This window comes from Shewanella sp. 10B (genome assembly GCF_023475885.1).
GTDB lineage: Bacteria > Pseudomonadota > Gammaproteobacteria > Enterobacterales > Shewanellaceae > Shewanella > Shewanella mangrovisoli.
In genome coordinates, this window is record NZ_JAMDJO010000002.1 from 936803 (window position 1) to 954154 (window position 17352).

The window sequence follows — 17352 nt, forward strand, 5'->3', positions numbered from 1 at the left end:
GTTTACCCATTGTTTATAAAGCATAAATTTAAACTAATGCAGAAAAACCTAAACCTCTTGCCGTGTAAAAATCCAGCTAGCCAGCAACCCTAACAGTCCTATCCAAGTTGCCAGCATGGCGTACATCAGCACAGGCCCCATTCCGGTTTGGGCAATCAACGCGAGACTGCTCTTCGCCGACAAGGTATCTGCGGGATTGGCTAGCAGATTTAAAGCGCGGAAAAGATCGGTAGGATTGATTAAAATCAATAGGTTAAATAGCTGACGATTGAACACTTCCGCCAGACTTACCAGCGCCGTGAGCAGCACTAAGTCATAAACCAAGACCAGCACAAACCACAGCAGCAGTAATACGCCTAGGGCTTTGGCCTTTTCCCGCACACATAAACTCACGCAATAGCCCAAAAGTACAAACACCAACGACAGCAAAATGCCACTGCTAATCAAATGGATAAACCCTATGGCTAAGGCGTGTCTGGCGTGTTCTTCAACAAAGGCCAGCAGTAACAGCGCCGTCGTCCCAAACCCCATTAAACAGGCGGAAATCATCACATAGGCATGGCCGAGTAACTTGCCGCACACCAAGTGCCAACGGGCCAAGGGATAAGTGAGTAGTAGCAATAGCGTGCCCGACTCGCGCTCGCCGACAAAGCTGTCGTAGCTGAGTAAAATCGCGCCCAAAGGCAAGATAAACACCGCCAGCGTCACTAAGCCCGAGAAGATTTGTGCATTATCGAGCAGTACCACAGTGCCCGACACCGCGCTGCCCATAAAACTCACGCACAGGGATAAAATTAACAAGATCCCCGCCATCAAGCCCAACCAACGGTTGCGTAAATTGTCCTTAAACTCTTTCACGGCAATGGCTTGAATCAGTGTCAGCGCCCGTGGAGGACAATATTGGGCACAGCCTTGCTTGATGCTTATCTGACTCATGCCACTAACTCCCTTTGGTCTTGCTCTTCTCCAACAGCCGAGCGCACGGATGACGTATTAGGGCGATTCAGCCCTGCCATAAAGTGATGGAAAATATCCTGCAAACTCGCTGGCACAATGGAAAACTCATGGATTTTAAGAATATGTAATTGTTCGATAACCTTGGCCTTAAGCGCATCTGGCACACTAAAGCACACTCTGTTTGCGCTTGAGTGATTCCGCATTGAGGCAAATAGCGGCAGAGCCATTAGCTGCTGATATTGCAGCGGCGAAACGCGATGTAACTCAAGCAGACTTGGCAGCGAACTCACTATTCTAAGGCGAGTTAAATCGCCCGAGGCGAGCAGCCGACCTTGACCTAAGACCAGCGCACTATCCATTTGATCTTGCACTAATCCTAACTCATGGGTACTGATGATGATGGCGCAGCCCTGCGCCTTCAGTTGCGCCATTTTCTGATATAAAAATGCCGATGCGAGGGGGTCTAACCCCACTGTCGGTTCATCCAGCAACAGCACTTTTGGGTCGGCCAATACCGCCTGAGCTAATCCCAAACGTTGGCGCATGCCCTTAGAAAAGGTGCTTAGGCGTTTATCCTTGGCCGCCATCAGGCCGAATTCTTCCAGCAGAATGGATATTCGCTTGGGATCAACACCCTTGAGTTTGGCAAAATAGCTTAAGATCTCCTGCGCCGTCATATTGTCATAAAAGCTCACATTTTCAGGCAAATAGCCTAATGACAGATTGACATTGGGTCGCTTGGTATGCAGAGGTTGCCCCTGGACAAATAGCTCGCCATGGCTTGGAGAGATAAGCCCTAAGATCATTTTAATCAGGGTCGATTTACCCGCGCCATTGTGGCCGAGTAGCGCTAAAGTTTGTCCAGCATGTAATTCAAAATGAAGATCCGTGAGTGCTTCGAACTTCGCATAACGCTTGCAAAGCCCGATGGCCTTTACCGCCACTTGCCCTTGGGATGAACCCTCGTTTGTCATCAAGGTTAGCGCCTGTTTATGCCTTGCATCATTGCTGAAATGGCTCATTGCCCATCTCCTCGGTTTTCCATTCCATTAAGGGAAAGCTGTCACTCACACCGCTTACGCCAGTTGGCTGAAACTGCCGCTCTACCCAACGCAGCAGCAAGACCACAGGGCTTTCCATCAGCAGTTTCGCTTCGGGATAGAGCCAAAAGAGTTTGTCTAAGCTGTCGTTGGGCCGATGGGCGATATCCCCGACGCCATCGGCATTAGTGTCCCAGCCCTGATATTCGGACCAAAAATTACCCTGCCCCTGATAACTCCACTCGAGTTGCGCCTCGCCAACGTATTTGACTTGGGTTTGATTGGCTAAAATACGATTGTGCCAAAGGCGGTTTGCTTCGCCGCCCATGGCCATGCTGATCCCGGTATCGCTATGGCTAAACTCGTTCGCCTCGATGCGATTATTCTGCGCGGCGTAGATAAAAATGCCCTTGCCCTCGTTGCCCAGCTCCAGCGAACCTTGGGGGTTGACCACCTCTGTCGCGACATTTGCCTGAATATGGGCATCGTTAGTAATATTGAGCAGAATGCCAAAGTCCCGCGCTTGGCTGACCTTGTTGTGGTGTAGAAAGATGTGCTGCGAGTTCATCAAGGCATAACCGCCATCGACGCTAATTGCTTGATTGTTTGAGGCTTCATCGCCTCGGGTGTACATATAATGGATGCCGTATTGCAGCTTAGCGAATTGATTATGGTGGATTTGGCTGTCCGTCACCGACTCGAGATACACGCCATCGCGGACAAAAATAAAATGGTTAGCTTGCACTTGGGGCGCGCTCACATGTTTGAGGAATACACCATCGCCCCGATCCAACACATAAATGGCGCCATTACCGCTGATGCTGTTTTCCATAATGCGGGGCGCACTCAGCTGCTCGCCATAGATACCAAAGCCATCCCCCACCAGTCGATTGCCCTTAATAAGCACTTCGTCAGCACCCGGTTGCAGCAGAATACCGGCATCGTGGTAATAGAGATCCCGCCCCCAGTGACGGATATTCAGCCCTTCAACAATCACCTTGGGCGCCGCAATGGTTAAGGCACTGCCTTGACGCAGGGCATCTAAGGTTGCGCCCGCTTCGCCCTTAAGATGAATTGCGCGGCTGACCGTAAAATTGCCTTCGTAAACGGCGGTGGCGAGCACTACAGTGTCGCCATCCTGCACCCGCGTGAGGGCTTGGGTCAAAGCAGCAGTATCTGTGACCCTAAACTCCTGCGCTAACCCAACAAGGGATAAACTACAGAGCCAACCGAGCAGCAAGCAGCGCCACATACCAATCGCCTACTTATCGCCAGCCAATAATTCGAGGGTGATCTCTTCGAAGCGGAGCACGCGGCCACCGTATTCTTGAGCAAAGGCCTCGGCGGCGGCTTTAGTGCTAAAAGGTGCTACAGCAGGCCCCATCACGGCTTTTTTACTGGTGCCATAGACATAAAACGCGCTGGCGGCATCAATAAAGGCGCCATCGTCTGGTTGTTCCCAGTCGGTCGATGCGGCGTCATGCACCATCATGTAATCAATTTGTCTTTTGTTTTCAGGCTGTAGAGCAAAGTTAAACATATCGCGACTGGAGCAAAACTTAGGCACCATCTTCTCGGCCTTCAAATGCACTTGCCCCTTAGGCCCAGGGTATTTAGTGATCACCATGCCGCAGAGGTGGCAACGGTCATGCTCGTGGATCATCTCAGCTTTATGTTGATGATCAGTGGCTTCGCTCTTGTTGCAACCCAATAACAAAGGAGCGAGTAGTAGCAAACTTAAATACTTTTTCATCCTGTTATTCCTTCTAAAAAATATCAACACCTCGCCAAGGCACCTTGCAGGGACAGACCTCTTGCGACGAGGGTTGATACGAAAATGGTTTATCGCTTCAGGCCTTTGGCCTTAGCTTTGGGTTAAATCGCGTAGTTTTGCCCCGCCAACAGGATGAAGAGTCGCAGGCACATCATGCCCACGACTGCACACATGCCCGACATATAAAACGCTTTGGCCGAATGGCTAAAATGCTTACCCGTGGCGAAGTTAAGGAGCAGCGGTGCACCAAAACCGATACCGACCACACCAATCCAGAATACGCTTGCCCAGATCCCTTCTTGGAAGGCGGCAAAGGCAAACTGACCTCCGGCATTGCCAGTTAACAGCGCGGTAGCGATCATAAAAATAAACAGGGCTTCGGCGAACATAATCGGCCACTCGGCGCCGTGTAGGATCTTCATCTCGCCGCTGTGCAAAGGTTCTTTAAACAACCACACCGCCAGCATTTTGGCCGAGGCCCCGCCCGCTGAAAGCCCTGAGGCAATAAACAGCGCAGGCAATACCGAGGTGTTGATCAGTGGGAAGCGGATCAAGGCGGAGATTAAGAAGCCGGTGTAAGCGCAAACGGATAACGCCAGTAATAACACCAGTGCTTCCATCGGGCGTCTAAAGCCCTTCAACTTAGTGATGATGGGGCCGAGGAACTGCAATTGGGGAATAGCCATCAGCTCTTTTTCGAGGGCGAATAGCGCGACCACTGCCACTAACGGGATATACACCGACAGGGCAATCACACCAATCGACATCACAGAATTTAAGTTATAGAACACCAAAATTCGCCAGAAGAATAAGGGGTTAGTCAAGTCGAGCACCAGGCACAACATCCCTAAACTGATAGTGACAAACGACAGCAGAGTCGCCGCTTTTAAAAAGGCGGTATTTTCAACCTGACCTAAGTAAAACCGCAGCGCCAGCGCAATGGTTAACGCCCCGCCGGAGATGCCGGCGAAGAACAAATACACCGCAATCGGCCAAGGCCAAGCGACGCCTTGGGAGAGGCCTAGGGTAAATTCCATACTGGTATCCATATTTACACTCCCAGTTTGACGATTGGTATGTAACGTAAGCTCGGCTCAGTGCCAAACTGCGGCTTAATGCGCACTGAGTCTTTTACCGCTAAGAGTTTGCTTACGTAGGATTGAGGATCGTTGGCATCACCGAAGACCAGCGCATCGTATTTACAGCTCTGCACACAGGCGGGTAATTCGCCCTTGGCTAACTTGCTGTTCAAACAGAAATCGCAGTTATCGGCCACATCCGTATCGCTGTTGATGTAGCGAGCGTTGTAAGGACAAGCCCCAATGCAGTATTTACAGCCGGCGCATTTGCTCGCATCCATAGTCACAATGCCCGTTTTCGCGTCGCGGTGCGCCGCACCCGTAGGGCAAACAGTGACACAGGGGGCGTTCTTGCATTGCTGGCAGGAAACCCGCACAAACTTACGTTCACAGTCACAGCTCATCTTGCCGCAATGTGGACAAGGCTGACCTTCGACACGGCCACTCTGCTGCTCGAGCAATACCCGTGACTTGCCTTCAGGTAAATGGTTGGCTTGATTACAGGCGGTTTTACAGTCGCCACAGCCGACACACTTGTTTTGGTCAAAGACCATGACGTAATGGGGCTTATGGGCGCCGTCGGACTCTTCTTTGACCGAACACCCGGCTAAAGGCGTTAACATCAAAGAGCACATGCCAGCGCTTTTAAGGAACCTCCGTCTCTCTATATTTTCACTCACAACATCCTCCATCTATCGGTTTTATACCGACGTTTTTAGTTATATCGTTATCGTTCCAACATGCCTGAAAATGGCTAGCGACTTGATTAATATCCACTTTCATTCAATTTGCTTTCAGCCTTGCCGATGGCGTTTAACAGGGCCTCACGATTAATCTCTGCCCTTGGCTGCGCCAGTAATGCTTGCCAATGGTCTATCGCCTCTTGGTAGCGCCCATGGAGATAGGCGTCGTTGGCCTGTAGCATCCGCGTCTGCGGCTCAAAGGGCGCAAGCGCCAAGATCTGTGCCATCAGTGCTTGGGTCTCTGCGGTCATTTGCCGACCATCGCGGTAATAGAGGGCATTGGCCTTAGCGCCGAGCACCTCTGCATCCTCCCCCACTAACGCAAGCTGTTTGTCTAGGGTCTGCACCGCATCGGCATACAAGCCTCCCGCGCTGTAAGCCTCGGCAAGCGCCTGTAATGCCAACGGGTTTTGCGGTTGTTCATCCACGAGGCGCAGAGCTTTGGTGATGTCGGCAGCCACTAAATAGTCAATGTTTTCATTGAGCTTGCCTGTATCCCAATCCTGATAACGCCCCGTTTGGCTATAGATGGCGAGCGTGAGCAATAACAGAAGCGCACTGCACAGCATAGGCACGCCATGGGAGACTTGAGACTCTCCCGCCAGCGTTTGCCGTTGGTTTAAACGTGCGTGTTGCCAGAAAATCCAAGCCACAAACCCGCTTAATAGCAGTGCTATGCTGAATCCTAAACTTGCCATGCCTTACCTCGACGCTCGCCTATCCAAGTTCATCACTAAACGAACCTAAGCCAATGTTTAGCCCTTAGTGGGCTGGCATCATGCCCATCATGCGGGCTTCTTTTTTCTCGCTGGGCTTTTCGATATTTTTCAACTCGATTTCAAAAATTAAGGTTGATTGCGGTGGAATTTCACCCACAAATTCATTGCCATAGGCTAAGTTTGCTGGAATAACAAAACGGTATTTCGAGCCCATAGGCATGAGTTTTAAGCCCTCTTCCCAACCAGGGATCACGCTCATCAGGGCAAAACGTGTGGGTTCTTTACGGCCAATGGTGTTTTCAAACTCAGTGCCATCGATAAGCTTGCCGACATACTCGACGGTGACCACATCTTCAGGGTTGGGTTTATTGCCCGAGCCTTGGGTTAATACTTCATATTGCAGGCCTGATTCGGTGACGGTTACGCCTGATTTCTTCTTATTTTCAGCAAGATATGCTTCGCCAGCCTTAGTGTTTTCTGCGGCGAGCTTCTCGGCGTTCGCCTTTCTCACTTGATTTAGCTCTTCGGCGCGTTGGTTTAGATAGGTCAGCACTTCTTCATCGGTTAATTGCTGCTGCTTTTTCAGCGCATCGACAAAGCCCTGCACCACTAAGTCCACATTCACCTCTGCGCCGAGTTCCACTTGGTTATAAATCTGGCCAGAAATGTAGTTACCCACAGAGGCGCCAATGCTGTAAGACGCTTTATCCGCATCGTTTTTAAGACTTGGAGCAGCAAAACTCGCCATAGAGACAAACAATGCAGCGCAGGTCGCCACTGTGAGGGTTTTTGGGATAAAAGAAGTTGGCATAGATATTTTCATTTTATGTTCTCTACAATTTAGCCCTTGGGCTTTAGTGCTTTAGCCGAAAACGTATGGGATAACCCATAACCGATTAATAATATTCATTTGATTACTATGGTTTTTCTGTTGTTCTACCCGACATGCGCCAGCCGAAGATGCCATCGGCCATATGTCGCACACCTGTGTAACCTAGCTTCATGGTTTCCCGTGCGGCCATGTTGCTGGCGGTGCAAAGACGGTTAGCGCAATAGAACACCATCACAGCATCTTTATTCTTTGGCAGTAGCTCTCGCCAATTTTGCACATTGAAAAAAACCGCTCCGGGGATAAAACCTTCCGCCCAAATTTCCAGCGTGTTTACATCGAAAAAATACACCCCTGGTTGACCGACTAAGGTTTCGGCTTCCCGCATGGAAATCGGATTCAACTGAATTTCGTTATAGGGCGCCTCGGAGATCTCTGAGCCCCCACCAGCCGCGACGGGTAAACTCATGCCACCTAAGCCCAGAGCCAGTAAGCCGCCTATCAGGCTGTGTCGAATCACTTTATTCATCATTTGGCCTCGTATAGCCCCCGACACTCGCGTGCCGGGGACAAGTTAGACTCGAGTCGAACTACATTTTCTGTGCGCTCAGGCCGTTGCCATCGATAATGGCTTGGGCTTGAGTGACATAGGTCAAGGCAGCGTCGAGACGTTTCAGTGAGTAACGTGGACCATGGACGCCCCATGAACCGTCAGCCTTGATTAGGCGAACAACGTCTTGGGCTTTGTCGGTCAACATCAGCACTTGAGTCTTGTCTTCTACCGACAGCTTGGTGACTTCTAACAGCTTGTCGATACGGGCAAGGGCTTGTTCTACTTGAGCAAAAGTATCCTTAACGGGTTTTTGCCACTTTTGAACTTCGCCGTAGATTTCCATCTGATCTTCGAAGTGCAGACCAACTTCTAACTCGGATTGGAACTGGCTATGACAACCTTTGTTATCCACCACATCGTGGTCTGAGGCCGATGTACGGGCACAGGTCCACATCAGGTCGAGGTAGTTGTAGCCGTTCTCGTCTTTCGCCACAGTCCAGCCCTTAGTGGTTGCATCACGAGACTTGCCTTCAGGTGGGTTGAGGGTCTTACGCAGTGGATCGACATCAATCTTCCACATGTGTGACTTACGCACGTTGTCGAAGCCCGCCATATCTGGGAATTGGATCGCAGTGAAGTTTTCACAACTTCCCATGTTTGGCATATGACAGCTTTGACAGGTTTGGTTGCTGTGGGTGTTAGTGTTCTTGGCGATCTCGGCTTGAGCCGTGTGACAGTCAGTACACTGTTTGATGATTTTTGGCTTAGTGATACCTGAGGTCCAATCGCCATCGGTCACTTCATGCGGATCGTGACAGGTTGAACAACGCATACCTTTGTCATAGTGCGCAGAGGCAAACATTTGCGAACCTTCAGTACCACAGGATGGGCAAGAAGACTTCATCTTCACGTTGAAGGCATATTCCAGCTTCTCTTTACCCTGTGGCGTGTCGGCTAACTCTTCAACAAAGTTAAAGCGTTGGTGACAACGTTCACAGTTAGATGGCATGCCACCACCGATACCACCGTCTAAGTGACCGCCGGCGCCGTGACACTCTTCACAGGTAATCCCTTTGGCGATAGTGTGCTTTTGCAGCTCTTTCGGGTTACCTAAAGCCGCGAAGAATTCATCCTTGGTTTGGAAATCAAACTTAAAGGTGTGGCACATTTCACAATAGGAGCTAGCCGGTTGGAACAGGAATTCCTTCTCGTACTTAGCGCCGTATGAACTCATGCCCCATTGGTGTGAACCGCTGGTTCCGAAGTCTTCCATTTTGACGGGGAAGCTTGGGATAGCTTTGTTGATTTTGGCTGCCATTTCAGGGGTTAACCACTCAGCCCAACCACGGGAGAACTGGTTACCACCGGCGACCATAGTCCCTGTGCCGTCCTTCAACAGACCGTCTTTAACGTGGTAAGTACCACGCACTAAGTAAGCGTCGATAAAGCCATACTTGGTACGTGGTGTACCGACAGTCGCGTAGATAGCATCTGGCGTAATACCCGATGGCAGAATCGAGGTATCCTTAGTGCCATACATGGTTTTTTTCAGGTCGTTATCGACCTCAGGATGCTCGCCAGGAAAGCGAATGGTTTTAGAGTGGCGTGAACGTCTCCACTTCTCGTATTGCGGGCCATGACACTCACCGCATTTTTCTGGGCCGACAAACTTGTTAGGGAAATCGAGGATAGATTTGGCCCCTAAACGGTATTGCAGCGCCTTTGGACGTTGACCATCGTTGTAGGAACTGTAACGCACCGCTGTGCCATCCGTCGGGTTCACTTCTTTACTGTGTTTGCTGTAAGCAACACTGTCACCACCGTGTAAATATTCTTCACCACGGTCACTGACTTTATAAGTGCCCTTTAATCGACCTTCAGCGTCATATTTAAAAACTGGGTGATTTTCAAATAGAAAATCAAACAATTCTTGCTCTTGAACAATATAATCCTGCAAAGTTTTCACACCGCGGGATTTTTCCATTAAATTTTCATTTAAATTGGGGTTAGCCAAAATATCTTGAGTATAGTGGGATTGCTGCTTATTCCCCACGCCAGGCACCACTTTACCCTCCGACTTAGCATCGGAGGCGACTGTGGTAACGCTTACGGCAGAACCTAAACAAAATAGCACGCTTAATGCTACTTTGGATTTCCATCGCTTCATCATTCACTCCTAATTTATCATTAGTTTTATATTTTCCACTGAACCTAACTGTTCACTGAACGACATAAACAATTGACCAGTGGCGGCATGATGAAGCAGCTAAACGCCTAAAAACCTGCGCTAGTGCACATTAAATTTTGATTCAAAAATCAATAGAAATAAAAAGACACAAATAAAATAAAACCAATAATTTAGATAAAAATAAGTGAAAATATTTTAGAAATAAACCGTGGCTTTTTAGATCTAAAAAGAGCTAAAAAATGGTTTTATTTTTCAAAAATAGCCAAAGGGAAAAGTGACGATTTTAATGCCGAGACAGATCACATTCCTGCCCGAAAAACTCCGCTACCCTGCCAGTCAATCCTAGGTAGGTGAAATGCGCGATTTGTTCAAAGACACTCAAAAAACAATACAAATGCAGACGAGACAATCTAAATAGGCTTTAAGTGAATTAAAAATAATCTCACACCAATACACGCCATAAATAAATTAACCATGCAACACAGGAATGAGTAATGATAAATATGACTCCAGAAATAGGACATATATTGCTAATCATCAGCACTGTGTTGGCATTACTCTCCGCCATTATTCATTTTGTTAGCATTCATCAGTCACAACTTTATTTAATCGAGTTCGGCAATAAATTATTTAACGCCATGTTTATAAGCTTATTGAGCGCACTCTTATGCCTTATTTACAGCTTTATTAGCGATGACTTTTCGGTTGCCTATGTGGCGAACCATTCCAATAGCCAACTCGCCCTCGGCTATAAAATTGCCGCAGTGTGGGGCAGCCATGAAGGCTCGATGCTGTTTTGGGTTTTCGCCATCGCGTTATGGGGTGCCATTATCAATTGCCGCCAAGCAGGTAAACTCATCGGCTTAGATAGCGCCGATATGCAGACAGATAAAACCTATTTTGCGCGGCTATTGGCGATTCTCGCGCTCGTTATCCTCGGCTTTAATCTGTTTTTACTCTTTACCTCCAATCCCTTTGCCCGATTACTGCCCAATATTCCGATTGAGGGACGTGACCTCAATCCGATATTGCAAGACATTGGCTTAATACTGCACCCGCCCATGCTGTTTTTAGGTTATGTCGGGCTAACGGTTTGCTTTGCCGCGGCGCTAGCATCCCTGCTGGGAGGCGCATTAGTGCATCGTCACCTCGAATACTTGCGGCCTTGGGTATTGCTGGCGTGGATTTTCCTCACCGGGGGTAATGCCTTTGGCTCCTGGTGGGCCTATAACGAACTGGGCTGGGGCGGTTGGTGGTTTTGGGATCCCGTTGAAAACGCTTCTTTTATTCCTTGGTTAGTCGCCACTGCACTGGTGCATTCCTTAGTGCTAACGAGAAAGACCCAAGGCTTTGCCCTGACCACGCTATTTTTGTGCATCTTGGCATTTTCGCTAAGCTTATTAGGCAGCTTTTTGGTGCGCTCCGGCATAGTGCAATCGGTACATGCCTTCGCGGCAGATCCCACCAGAGGCATGTCAATCCTCTGTTTATTGGTGCTTTTTGTCGGTGCTGCACTATTAATCTTTGCAATCAAAGCGCCAGCGTTGAAACGAGAAGTCAGCCATCACCTATTGAGCAAAGAGACACTGTTACTCCTTGGAGCCATTGTATTAGTAGTTGCAGCCTTTTCCGTTCTGCTGGGCACCTTTTATCCCCTGATCTACGAGCTGCTAGGCTTAGGCACGTTGTCGGTCGGCGCCCCCTATTTCAATACTATGTTTGTTCCATTGACCTTTATCGCAGTGATCTTGATGGGCATCGCGCCGTTAATCGCTTGGAAGGCGTCAACTCGCAAGCCACTCAAGGTATTAACCTTACCCTCTGTCGCCATTGTGATTATCGCGGCGCTGATGAGTGTTCGAACCCAAACCGATGGTGCCTTATTCCTATTCCTTGGCTGCGCCAGTGCACTATTTTTGCTCTGCTGCCTCGGGATGAGTGTATGTATGAAATCCCAAGCATTGACGCCTCCCAAGCCAGCTATGTCGACAACATCAAAGCGCGCCAGATTGGCCATGCTAGTCGGTCATTTGGGCGTGGCAGTCAGCATTATCGGCGCGACAGCAGTATCGTTTTTTGAGCAGGAAGCCCTGCTGCGTATGGGGCCTGGGCAAGGTAAACCGCTTGCCGATTATGTGCTGGTGTACGAAAGCACAGAACCAGTAGAAACCCCAAGTTTTACAGCAATCCAAGCCAATATCAGTATCCGCGATGCCAAGCAGGATGATGTCGTGCTGGGTTACCTCCATCCGCAGCGGCAAACCTTTAATAGTAATGGCATGGAAGTATCCCATGCGGGCATAGACCACGGTTTTTGGCGGGATATCTATGTCTCTATGGGGCTACAACTGAGCGACACCGAATATCTGATCCGCATTAGTTATAAGCCCTTAGCGACTTGGATCTGGTTGGGTGCCTTATTGATGATGCTTGCGGGCGCTATTGCCGCTTGGCCAATCAAACAAGGCCATAGAGTTGCACAAACAAAGGCGCTGAATGTAAGTAGCTCACCAAGGGAGACTATGACGTTATGAACCCACTGTTTCGCTCGCCCTATTTGAGCCTATTGTTTTGGTTGCTGTCGTTAAGTCTATGCTTTGGTAGCGCAACTTTTCTCGCCACGGCGCAGGAGGCCCCCAACCTTGGCGCCTCCTACCAACAGCAAGCCATAGAGATCAGCAAAGTGCTGCGCTGCCCTATGGCAACCAATCAGACCTTATTTGAGTCGCAAGCACCGATTGCCCATGAACTTAAAGGGCAAATCTTTTCACTGTTGGAACAAGGCTATAAGCGGGACGAGATCCTCGATTTTATGGTACAGCGCTACGGCGAGAAAATCCGTTATCAGCCCGAATTTAAGCCCGCCACACTGGCACTCTGGCTCGGCCCGATCGTGCTGTTAGGCGCTGGATTTGGCTTAGGGCTGACGCTAATAAAACGCAGGCCATAGCCATAGCGTTTAGACCATAGTCCCGATTACTCAGTTTGAATAGAAGGATAACCCCATGAAATCTCACACCGCCAAGCTCACTCTCCTTTGTGCCGCATGGCTGCTGAGCTGCACAGTTCAGGCCCATTCACTGCAAAACAAACTCTATGAAACAGGTGAGCCCATTCCTAAACCCAGAGTCATGACTGGCTTTATCGAGATGCAGCATGCCCGCGGCGTGCCTGAAGTCCCGTTTGTCGATGAAGCCGGGCAAACACACACCCTAAAGCAATACCAAGGTAAATTGACCTTAGTAAACCTTTGGGCAACCTGGTGCACGCCCTGCTTACGGGAAATCCCCGAGCTGCAAAAACTTCAGCAGCAATATGCCGATAAGAATATCGCCATAGTGCCCATCTCGATTGATGAAGAAGTAACAGAGGTGCGACCTTTTCTTAATCAGCATGGCTTTAGCAACTACCGCACTTGGCTCGATCCTGATAAAAACATTGAACAGATCATCCCTGCTAACGTCGTCCCTGCTACTTATGCTTTTGATGCAAAAGGTAATCTGGTCGGTTTTGTCCGTGGCTATCTCGATTGGACAGACAAAGATGTCGCGCCCTATTTAGATAAACTTATTGCCAAATATGCCCAGTAATTGCACTTGGCACTCATTACGAAAGGGCTAAGTTGGTTTTGACTTAGCCAATGCTTGAATCAAATCTCCGTTCGGTACCCCACCCTAAATCTTTGCCGAAGCCCGCTGCTCCCCGATTTGGCAGCGGGTATTTTTAGCTTATCGCCAGCGCGCTTTGTATTCTGCGCCACCTTTCTTTAGAATTGCCGCTGTTATCCATGAATCGATTTTGCAAATCCATTCGTAAAACCCATTGATAAAATCTAAGGCTTCCCGATGAAACTCACTTGTTTAACTCAACCTATTTATGACCACTTGTACCGTGATATCAGTGAGTTTCGCAGCACCTTCGACCTAGCCGTCAACGATGCTAGCTCCTTGGATGAAAAGGCCGACACGCTACATACTTCACTGATTATTGAAGAATTAACCGAACTTGCCGAAGCCGATAGCCGTATCGAGCAGGCCGATGCCATTGTCGATTCAGTGTATGTATTGATGGGGCGCTTAGTGCATTTAGGCGCAGCCCAAATGAGTGACCGCCTAGAGATCAGCTACCTAATCGACTTGCTGCTGTGTGTGGCTAAAAACCGTGAAATCGACTTTATCGCCTGCTGGGATGAAGTGCATTCGAGCAACATGAGCAAAGTTTGCCGCAATGAGCAGGAACTGACAGAGACTATCGCCTTCTATGCAGAGCAAGGCGTTGAAATCGTTGGCAGCAAAAAGGGTGAGTTTATCATCGCCAAATGCGCTAAGGATGTGGAAATGGCGGGTAAAGTCGTGCGCCAAGGCAAGGTATTAAAGTCAGTTTACTACCGCCCGGCGGATTTGACTCAGTTAGTAAAAGCGTAACACCGCAAGCCTAGGCTGCACAGCATGTAGAAACAGCATGCAGCCTAGGCATCTTGCCTTAGTCCGACGTGTCTTGCTCGGCATCCTTGCGGTATTCCAAAATATCCCCCGGCTGACAGGCTAAGTATTCACAGATACTCGCCAAGGTATCAAAACGCACCCCTTTGACTTTGCCCCGCTTAAGCAAGGACAAGTTAGCCTCGGTAATGCCCACCGCTTTGGCAAGCTCCTTAGAACTCACCTTTCGCATCGCCATCATGACGTCTAAATTAACGATAATATTCAAAATCAAACAAACTCTTGGTTTTCCGCCTCGTAATCGCGGGCGGCTTTAAGCAAATACACGATCAGCAACATCAATAAAATCGTGGTGATATTGCCAAAATCGAGCACTAATTCGATGCGACCATCCTCAAAAAATGACTGATGATAGTAGCCTACGCCTAAGTTTTGTAACATCTCAAACACTAAGGCGGCCGCTTTCAGCCAAACGAGCCACAAGTAACATTTCATGCTCTCATCACTGAAAAACAGCCCCCGCTGATAGCAGGATAACAGCCGTTGCAGCCAATACACACCGACTAAAAATGAGATAAATAAAGGGGTTAGCATAGCGAGTAACAGGTTTCGGCTAGCGTTCGGCAAGTTCCACAGTTCGAGGAACTGGGAATTACTGGTATTGAAGCGGATCTCATCATAGGCCCAATAGCTATAAAGCAGATGGGCGATAATCGCCACCGCAGATAACAGTACCAGCCAGCGACAAAAACCACTGATTTTAATTAATTTTTCAAAATTTTGATTCATCCACTCACCCAAACATCATCCCAAGCCGTTCATAGCGAACGAGCACCAGTATAATCCTTCGACAAAAAATATTACAAAGAAATATAATTTTATTGTTTTACGATAATTAATTTTCGTATTAGCATAATGTCAATTTTCCTAGACTAAGGTTACGACAATGCAAAAATTTCCATTTACGAGTCAGTTATGCAGTGCTGCCATTGCCGCCGCACTGCTACTGACGGGTTGCACTACGGCGGATGTTCGCAACGAACAGCCTCAAGTTGCCGCGACGCAGCAAACCGAGGCGCCGCTCATTCCCATCGAAAAATTCTTTAACGAGCAAAGCATTCGCCATTTAAAAATGTCCGATGATGGCAAATGGCTCGCCTTTGTAAAGGAATACCAAGGAGCCAGCAATATCTATCTGATGGCAGATAAAAGCGACCTCGCGAGTGCCACGCCACTGACCACATCGGTAGAACCCATTCGCGCCTTCGAATGGTCCACCAAGGGCAATGACTTATTCTTTATGAAGGACAAAGGCGGTAATGAGAACACTCAGATTTACAAGCTGAGCTTTGAAGAACACGCGGGCAAGATCACCGCCAAAGAGCAGCGCTTAACCCATAAGGACGACGTGCAATACAGCGTGCTCGAGCAGGTAAAAGACAATCCTGATTTGCTGGTTGTTCAAGCCAACCACGACGATTCTAGCCGCATGGATATTTATCTGCTCAATATCAACGATGGCAAACTAACCCCAATCCTGAAGAACGAGCTGAGCTTTACTCAGGTGAAGTTTAATAAGCAGGGGCAACCTGTGATTGCCAGCAGCAGTAATCTCGATAACACCAATGCCTTGTATGTGCTGATCGACGGCAACTGGCGCAAGATCATTCAAAGTGCCAAGGGCGAAAGCATCGATATTCTTAAAGTGAACGATGATAAGAAGCTCGCCTATATCAGCGCCAATATCGGCGATCGCGATAAGCAGGAATTGCTGAAAGTCGATCTGATGACGGGTAAATATGAAACCATTCACAGGGATCCCGACAACGAGGCCGACGTATTTGCGGTACAGTTTAGCGATGCGGGTGAGCCCTTAGCAGTTGGTTACTACGGTGGACGTTTACGGGTTTATCCCTTAGATGCCGAGTTTGCTCGCCATTGGGATGTGATAAATCGTCATTTTAATCAAGATGTTGAAATTACAATTGGCGAGATGAACGAGAAAACCAATCTGTGGCAAATTCATGTCGCCAGCGACAGAGCCGCAGGCGCGGACTATCAATACAATGCCACCACAGGGGATATCCATCTGTTAGTGGACATTCCGGCGAGCATTCCGGCGGATCAACTCTCGCCACGCCAATCGATTGTGTATACCGCACGAGACGGGGTGAAAATCCAAGCCTATTTAACGCTACCGAAAGGAAAACAGACTCAGTTACCGACCATTATCCTGCCCCATGGCGGCCCTTGGGCACGGGATTTTTGGACGCTCGACTCGGGCTATTTCCACGCGATTGCCCAGTTCTATGCCAACCGTGGTTATGCGGTGTTGCAACCTAACTTCCGCGCCTCGACGGGTTTCGGTAAGAAGTTCTTAAACCTAGGTAACAATAACTGGGGGATTGGCAGCATGCAGCACGATCTCACCGACGGGGCCAATTACTTAGTCGAACAAGGCATTGCCGATAAACAGCGTTTAGGGATCTTCGGCGCCTCCTACGGTGGTTATGCGGCGCTGTCAGGTGCGACCTTCACACCCGACTTGTACCAAGCGGTGATCGCCTATGTAGGGCCATCGAGCCTAGTGACACTGATGAATTCCTTCCCCGACTACTGGCGCCCCTACTTAGGCCAATGGTTTGAGTCGGTGGGCGATCCGCAAATTGCCGAGCAGAAGCAAGATATGGAAAAGCGCTCGCCAATTAACTATGTCGATAATATCAAGGCGCCATTGATGCTGATCCAAGGGGCGAACGATCCGCGCGTCACCCAAATTGAGTCGGATAATATCGCCAAGAAGATGTATCAAAAGTCTTTGCCGGTTAAGTACGTACTGGCCAAAGATGAAGGACATGGCTTCAGTAAACGCGCCAACAAGCTGGCATCGATTGTCGCCACCGAACAGTTTTTTGCAGAGCATTTAGGCGGGCGTGTCGATACGAATGTGAACCCCGAAATTCTAAAACACTTAGACAGCCTGAACGTCGATATCAGTAAACTCTAACGCGCTAAGGGCAAGCTAAAG

At 48.9% G+C, this 17352-nt stretch carries 17 protein-coding genes; 5 read left to right on the forward strand and 12 right to left on the reverse strand.

Annotated elements, in window-relative coordinates; genetic code table 11:
- Nucleotides 1-48: 48 nt before the first annotated feature.
- The 10 genes from M0415_RS11675 to M0415_RS11720 all read right to left on the reverse strand — a co-directional run bounded on the left by M0415_RS11675 (nucleotide 49) and on the right by M0415_RS11720 (nucleotide 9861).
- On the reverse strand, nucleotides 49-936 hold the full coding sequence (locus M0415_RS11675; RefSeq protein WP_249553476.1) for an ABC transporter permease: 888 nt from the start codon (nucleotides 934-936) through the stop codon (nucleotides 49-51).
- A complete protein-coding gene (locus M0415_RS11680; protein ID WP_249553474.1) occupies nucleotides 933-1979 on the reverse strand; it encodes an ABC transporter ATP-binding protein in 1047 nt (348 codons plus the stop codon). Before M0415_RS11680 ends, M0415_RS11675 begins: the two co-directional genes overlap by 4 nt.
- Complete coding sequence (gene nosD, locus M0415_RS11685; RefSeq protein WP_249553472.1) at nucleotides 1960-3249, reverse strand: nitrous oxide reductase family maturation protein NosD; 1290 nt, start codon at nucleotides 3247-3249, stop codon at nucleotides 1960-1962. Before nosD ends, M0415_RS11680 begins: the two co-directional genes overlap by 20 nt.
- A gap of 9 nt (nucleotides 3250-3258) precedes the next feature.
- Complete coding sequence (locus tag M0415_RS11690) at nucleotides 3259-3750, reverse strand: nitrous oxide reductase accessory protein NosL (protein WP_249553470.1); 492 nt, start codon at nucleotides 3748-3750, stop codon at nucleotides 3259-3261.
- Nucleotides 3751-3872: 122 nt separating this feature from the next.
- On the reverse strand, nucleotides 3873-4820 hold the full coding sequence (gene nrfD / locus M0415_RS11695; protein ID WP_011621295.1) for an NrfD/PsrC family molybdoenzyme membrane anchor subunit: 948 nt from the start codon (nucleotides 4818-4820) through the stop codon (nucleotides 3873-3875).
- Nucleotides 4821-4822: 2 nt separating this feature from the next.
- Nucleotides 4823-5530 carry a 4Fe-4S dicluster domain-containing protein gene (locus tag M0415_RS11700; RefSeq protein WP_249553468.1) on the reverse strand — a complete coding sequence of 236 codons (708 nt, stop codon included), beginning with the start codon at nucleotides 5528-5530 and terminating at the stop codon, nucleotides 4823-4825.
- An 86-nt stretch (nucleotides 5531-5616) separates the two neighbouring features.
- Nucleotides 5617-6291, reverse strand: coding sequence for a tetratricopeptide repeat protein (locus M0415_RS11705; RefSeq protein WP_249553466.1), 675 nt, complete (start codon nucleotides 6289-6291; stop codon nucleotides 5617-5619).
- A 64-nt stretch (nucleotides 6292-6355) separates the two neighbouring features.
- On the reverse strand, nucleotides 6356-7135 hold the full coding sequence (locus M0415_RS11710; RefSeq protein WP_249553464.1) for an FKBP-type peptidyl-prolyl cis-trans isomerase: 780 nt from the start codon (nucleotides 7133-7135) through the stop codon (nucleotides 6356-6358).
- 94 nt (nucleotides 7136-7229) lie between these two features.
- Nucleotides 7230-7670: a rhodanese-like domain-containing protein gene (locus M0415_RS11715; RefSeq protein WP_249556569.1), complete on the reverse strand. Its 441-nt coding sequence runs from the start codon at nucleotides 7668-7670 to the stop codon at nucleotides 7230-7232.
- A gap of 61 nt (nucleotides 7671-7731) precedes the next feature.
- Nucleotides 7732-9861, reverse strand: a complete 2130-nt coding sequence (locus tag M0415_RS11720) for a multiheme c-type cytochrome (protein ID WP_220054558.1) — start codon at nucleotides 9859-9861, stop codon at nucleotides 7732-7734.
- Between the two features lie 515 nt (nucleotides 9862-10376).
- On the opposite strand from M0415_RS11720, the gene M0415_RS11725 reads away from it, so the two are divergent.
- The 4 genes from M0415_RS11725 (at nucleotide 10377) to M0415_RS11740 (ending at nucleotide 14306) form a co-directional block, all read left to right on the forward strand.
- The gene (locus M0415_RS11725; RefSeq protein ID WP_249553463.1) at nucleotides 10377-12416 is read left to right on the forward strand and encodes a heme lyase CcmF/NrfE family subunit; all 2040 of its coding nucleotides are present in this window, start codon (nucleotides 10377-10379) and stop codon (nucleotides 12414-12416) included.
- Nucleotides 12413-12832: a cytochrome c-type biogenesis protein gene (locus M0415_RS11730; protein WP_249553462.1), complete on the forward strand. Its 420-nt coding sequence runs from the start codon at nucleotides 12413-12415 to the stop codon at nucleotides 12830-12832. The genes M0415_RS11725 and M0415_RS11730 overlap by 4 nt, the downstream gene beginning before the upstream one ends.
- Nucleotides 12833-12887: 55 nt before the next feature.
- Nucleotides 12888-13472: a TlpA family protein disulfide reductase gene (locus tag M0415_RS11735; protein WP_249553460.1), complete on the forward strand. Its 585-nt coding sequence runs from the start codon at nucleotides 12888-12890 to the stop codon at nucleotides 13470-13472.
- Nucleotides 13473-13727: 255 nt separating this feature from the next.
- A complete protein-coding gene (locus M0415_RS11740) occupies nucleotides 13728-14306 on the forward strand; it encodes a nucleoside triphosphate pyrophosphohydrolase family protein (protein ID WP_086902998.1) in 579 nt (192 codons plus the stop codon).
- Between the two features lie 58 nt (nucleotides 14307-14364).
- Here M0415_RS11740 and M0415_RS11745 read toward each other — a convergent pair whose 3' ends face one another.
- Both M0415_RS11745 and M0415_RS11750 read right to left on the reverse strand, forming a co-directional pair.
- On the reverse strand, nucleotides 14365-14592 hold the full coding sequence (locus tag M0415_RS11745; RefSeq protein ID WP_039978987.1) for a helix-turn-helix domain-containing protein: 228 nt from the start codon (nucleotides 14590-14592) through the stop codon (nucleotides 14365-14367).
- 2 nt (nucleotides 14593-14594) lie between these two features.
- The gene (locus tag M0415_RS11750; protein ID WP_011715691.1) at nucleotides 14595-15113 is read right to left on the reverse strand and encodes a DUF2975 domain-containing protein; all 519 of its coding nucleotides are present in this window, start codon (nucleotides 15111-15113) and stop codon (nucleotides 14595-14597) included.
- A gap of 157 nt (nucleotides 15114-15270) precedes the next feature.
- Here M0415_RS11750 and M0415_RS11755 point away from each other — a divergent pair, with 157 nt between their 5' ends.
- On the forward strand, nucleotides 15271-17331 hold the full coding sequence (locus tag M0415_RS11755; protein WP_249553458.1) for a S9 family peptidase: 2061 nt from the start codon (nucleotides 15271-15273) through the stop codon (nucleotides 17329-17331).
- Nucleotides 17332-17352: the final 21 nt, after the last annotated feature.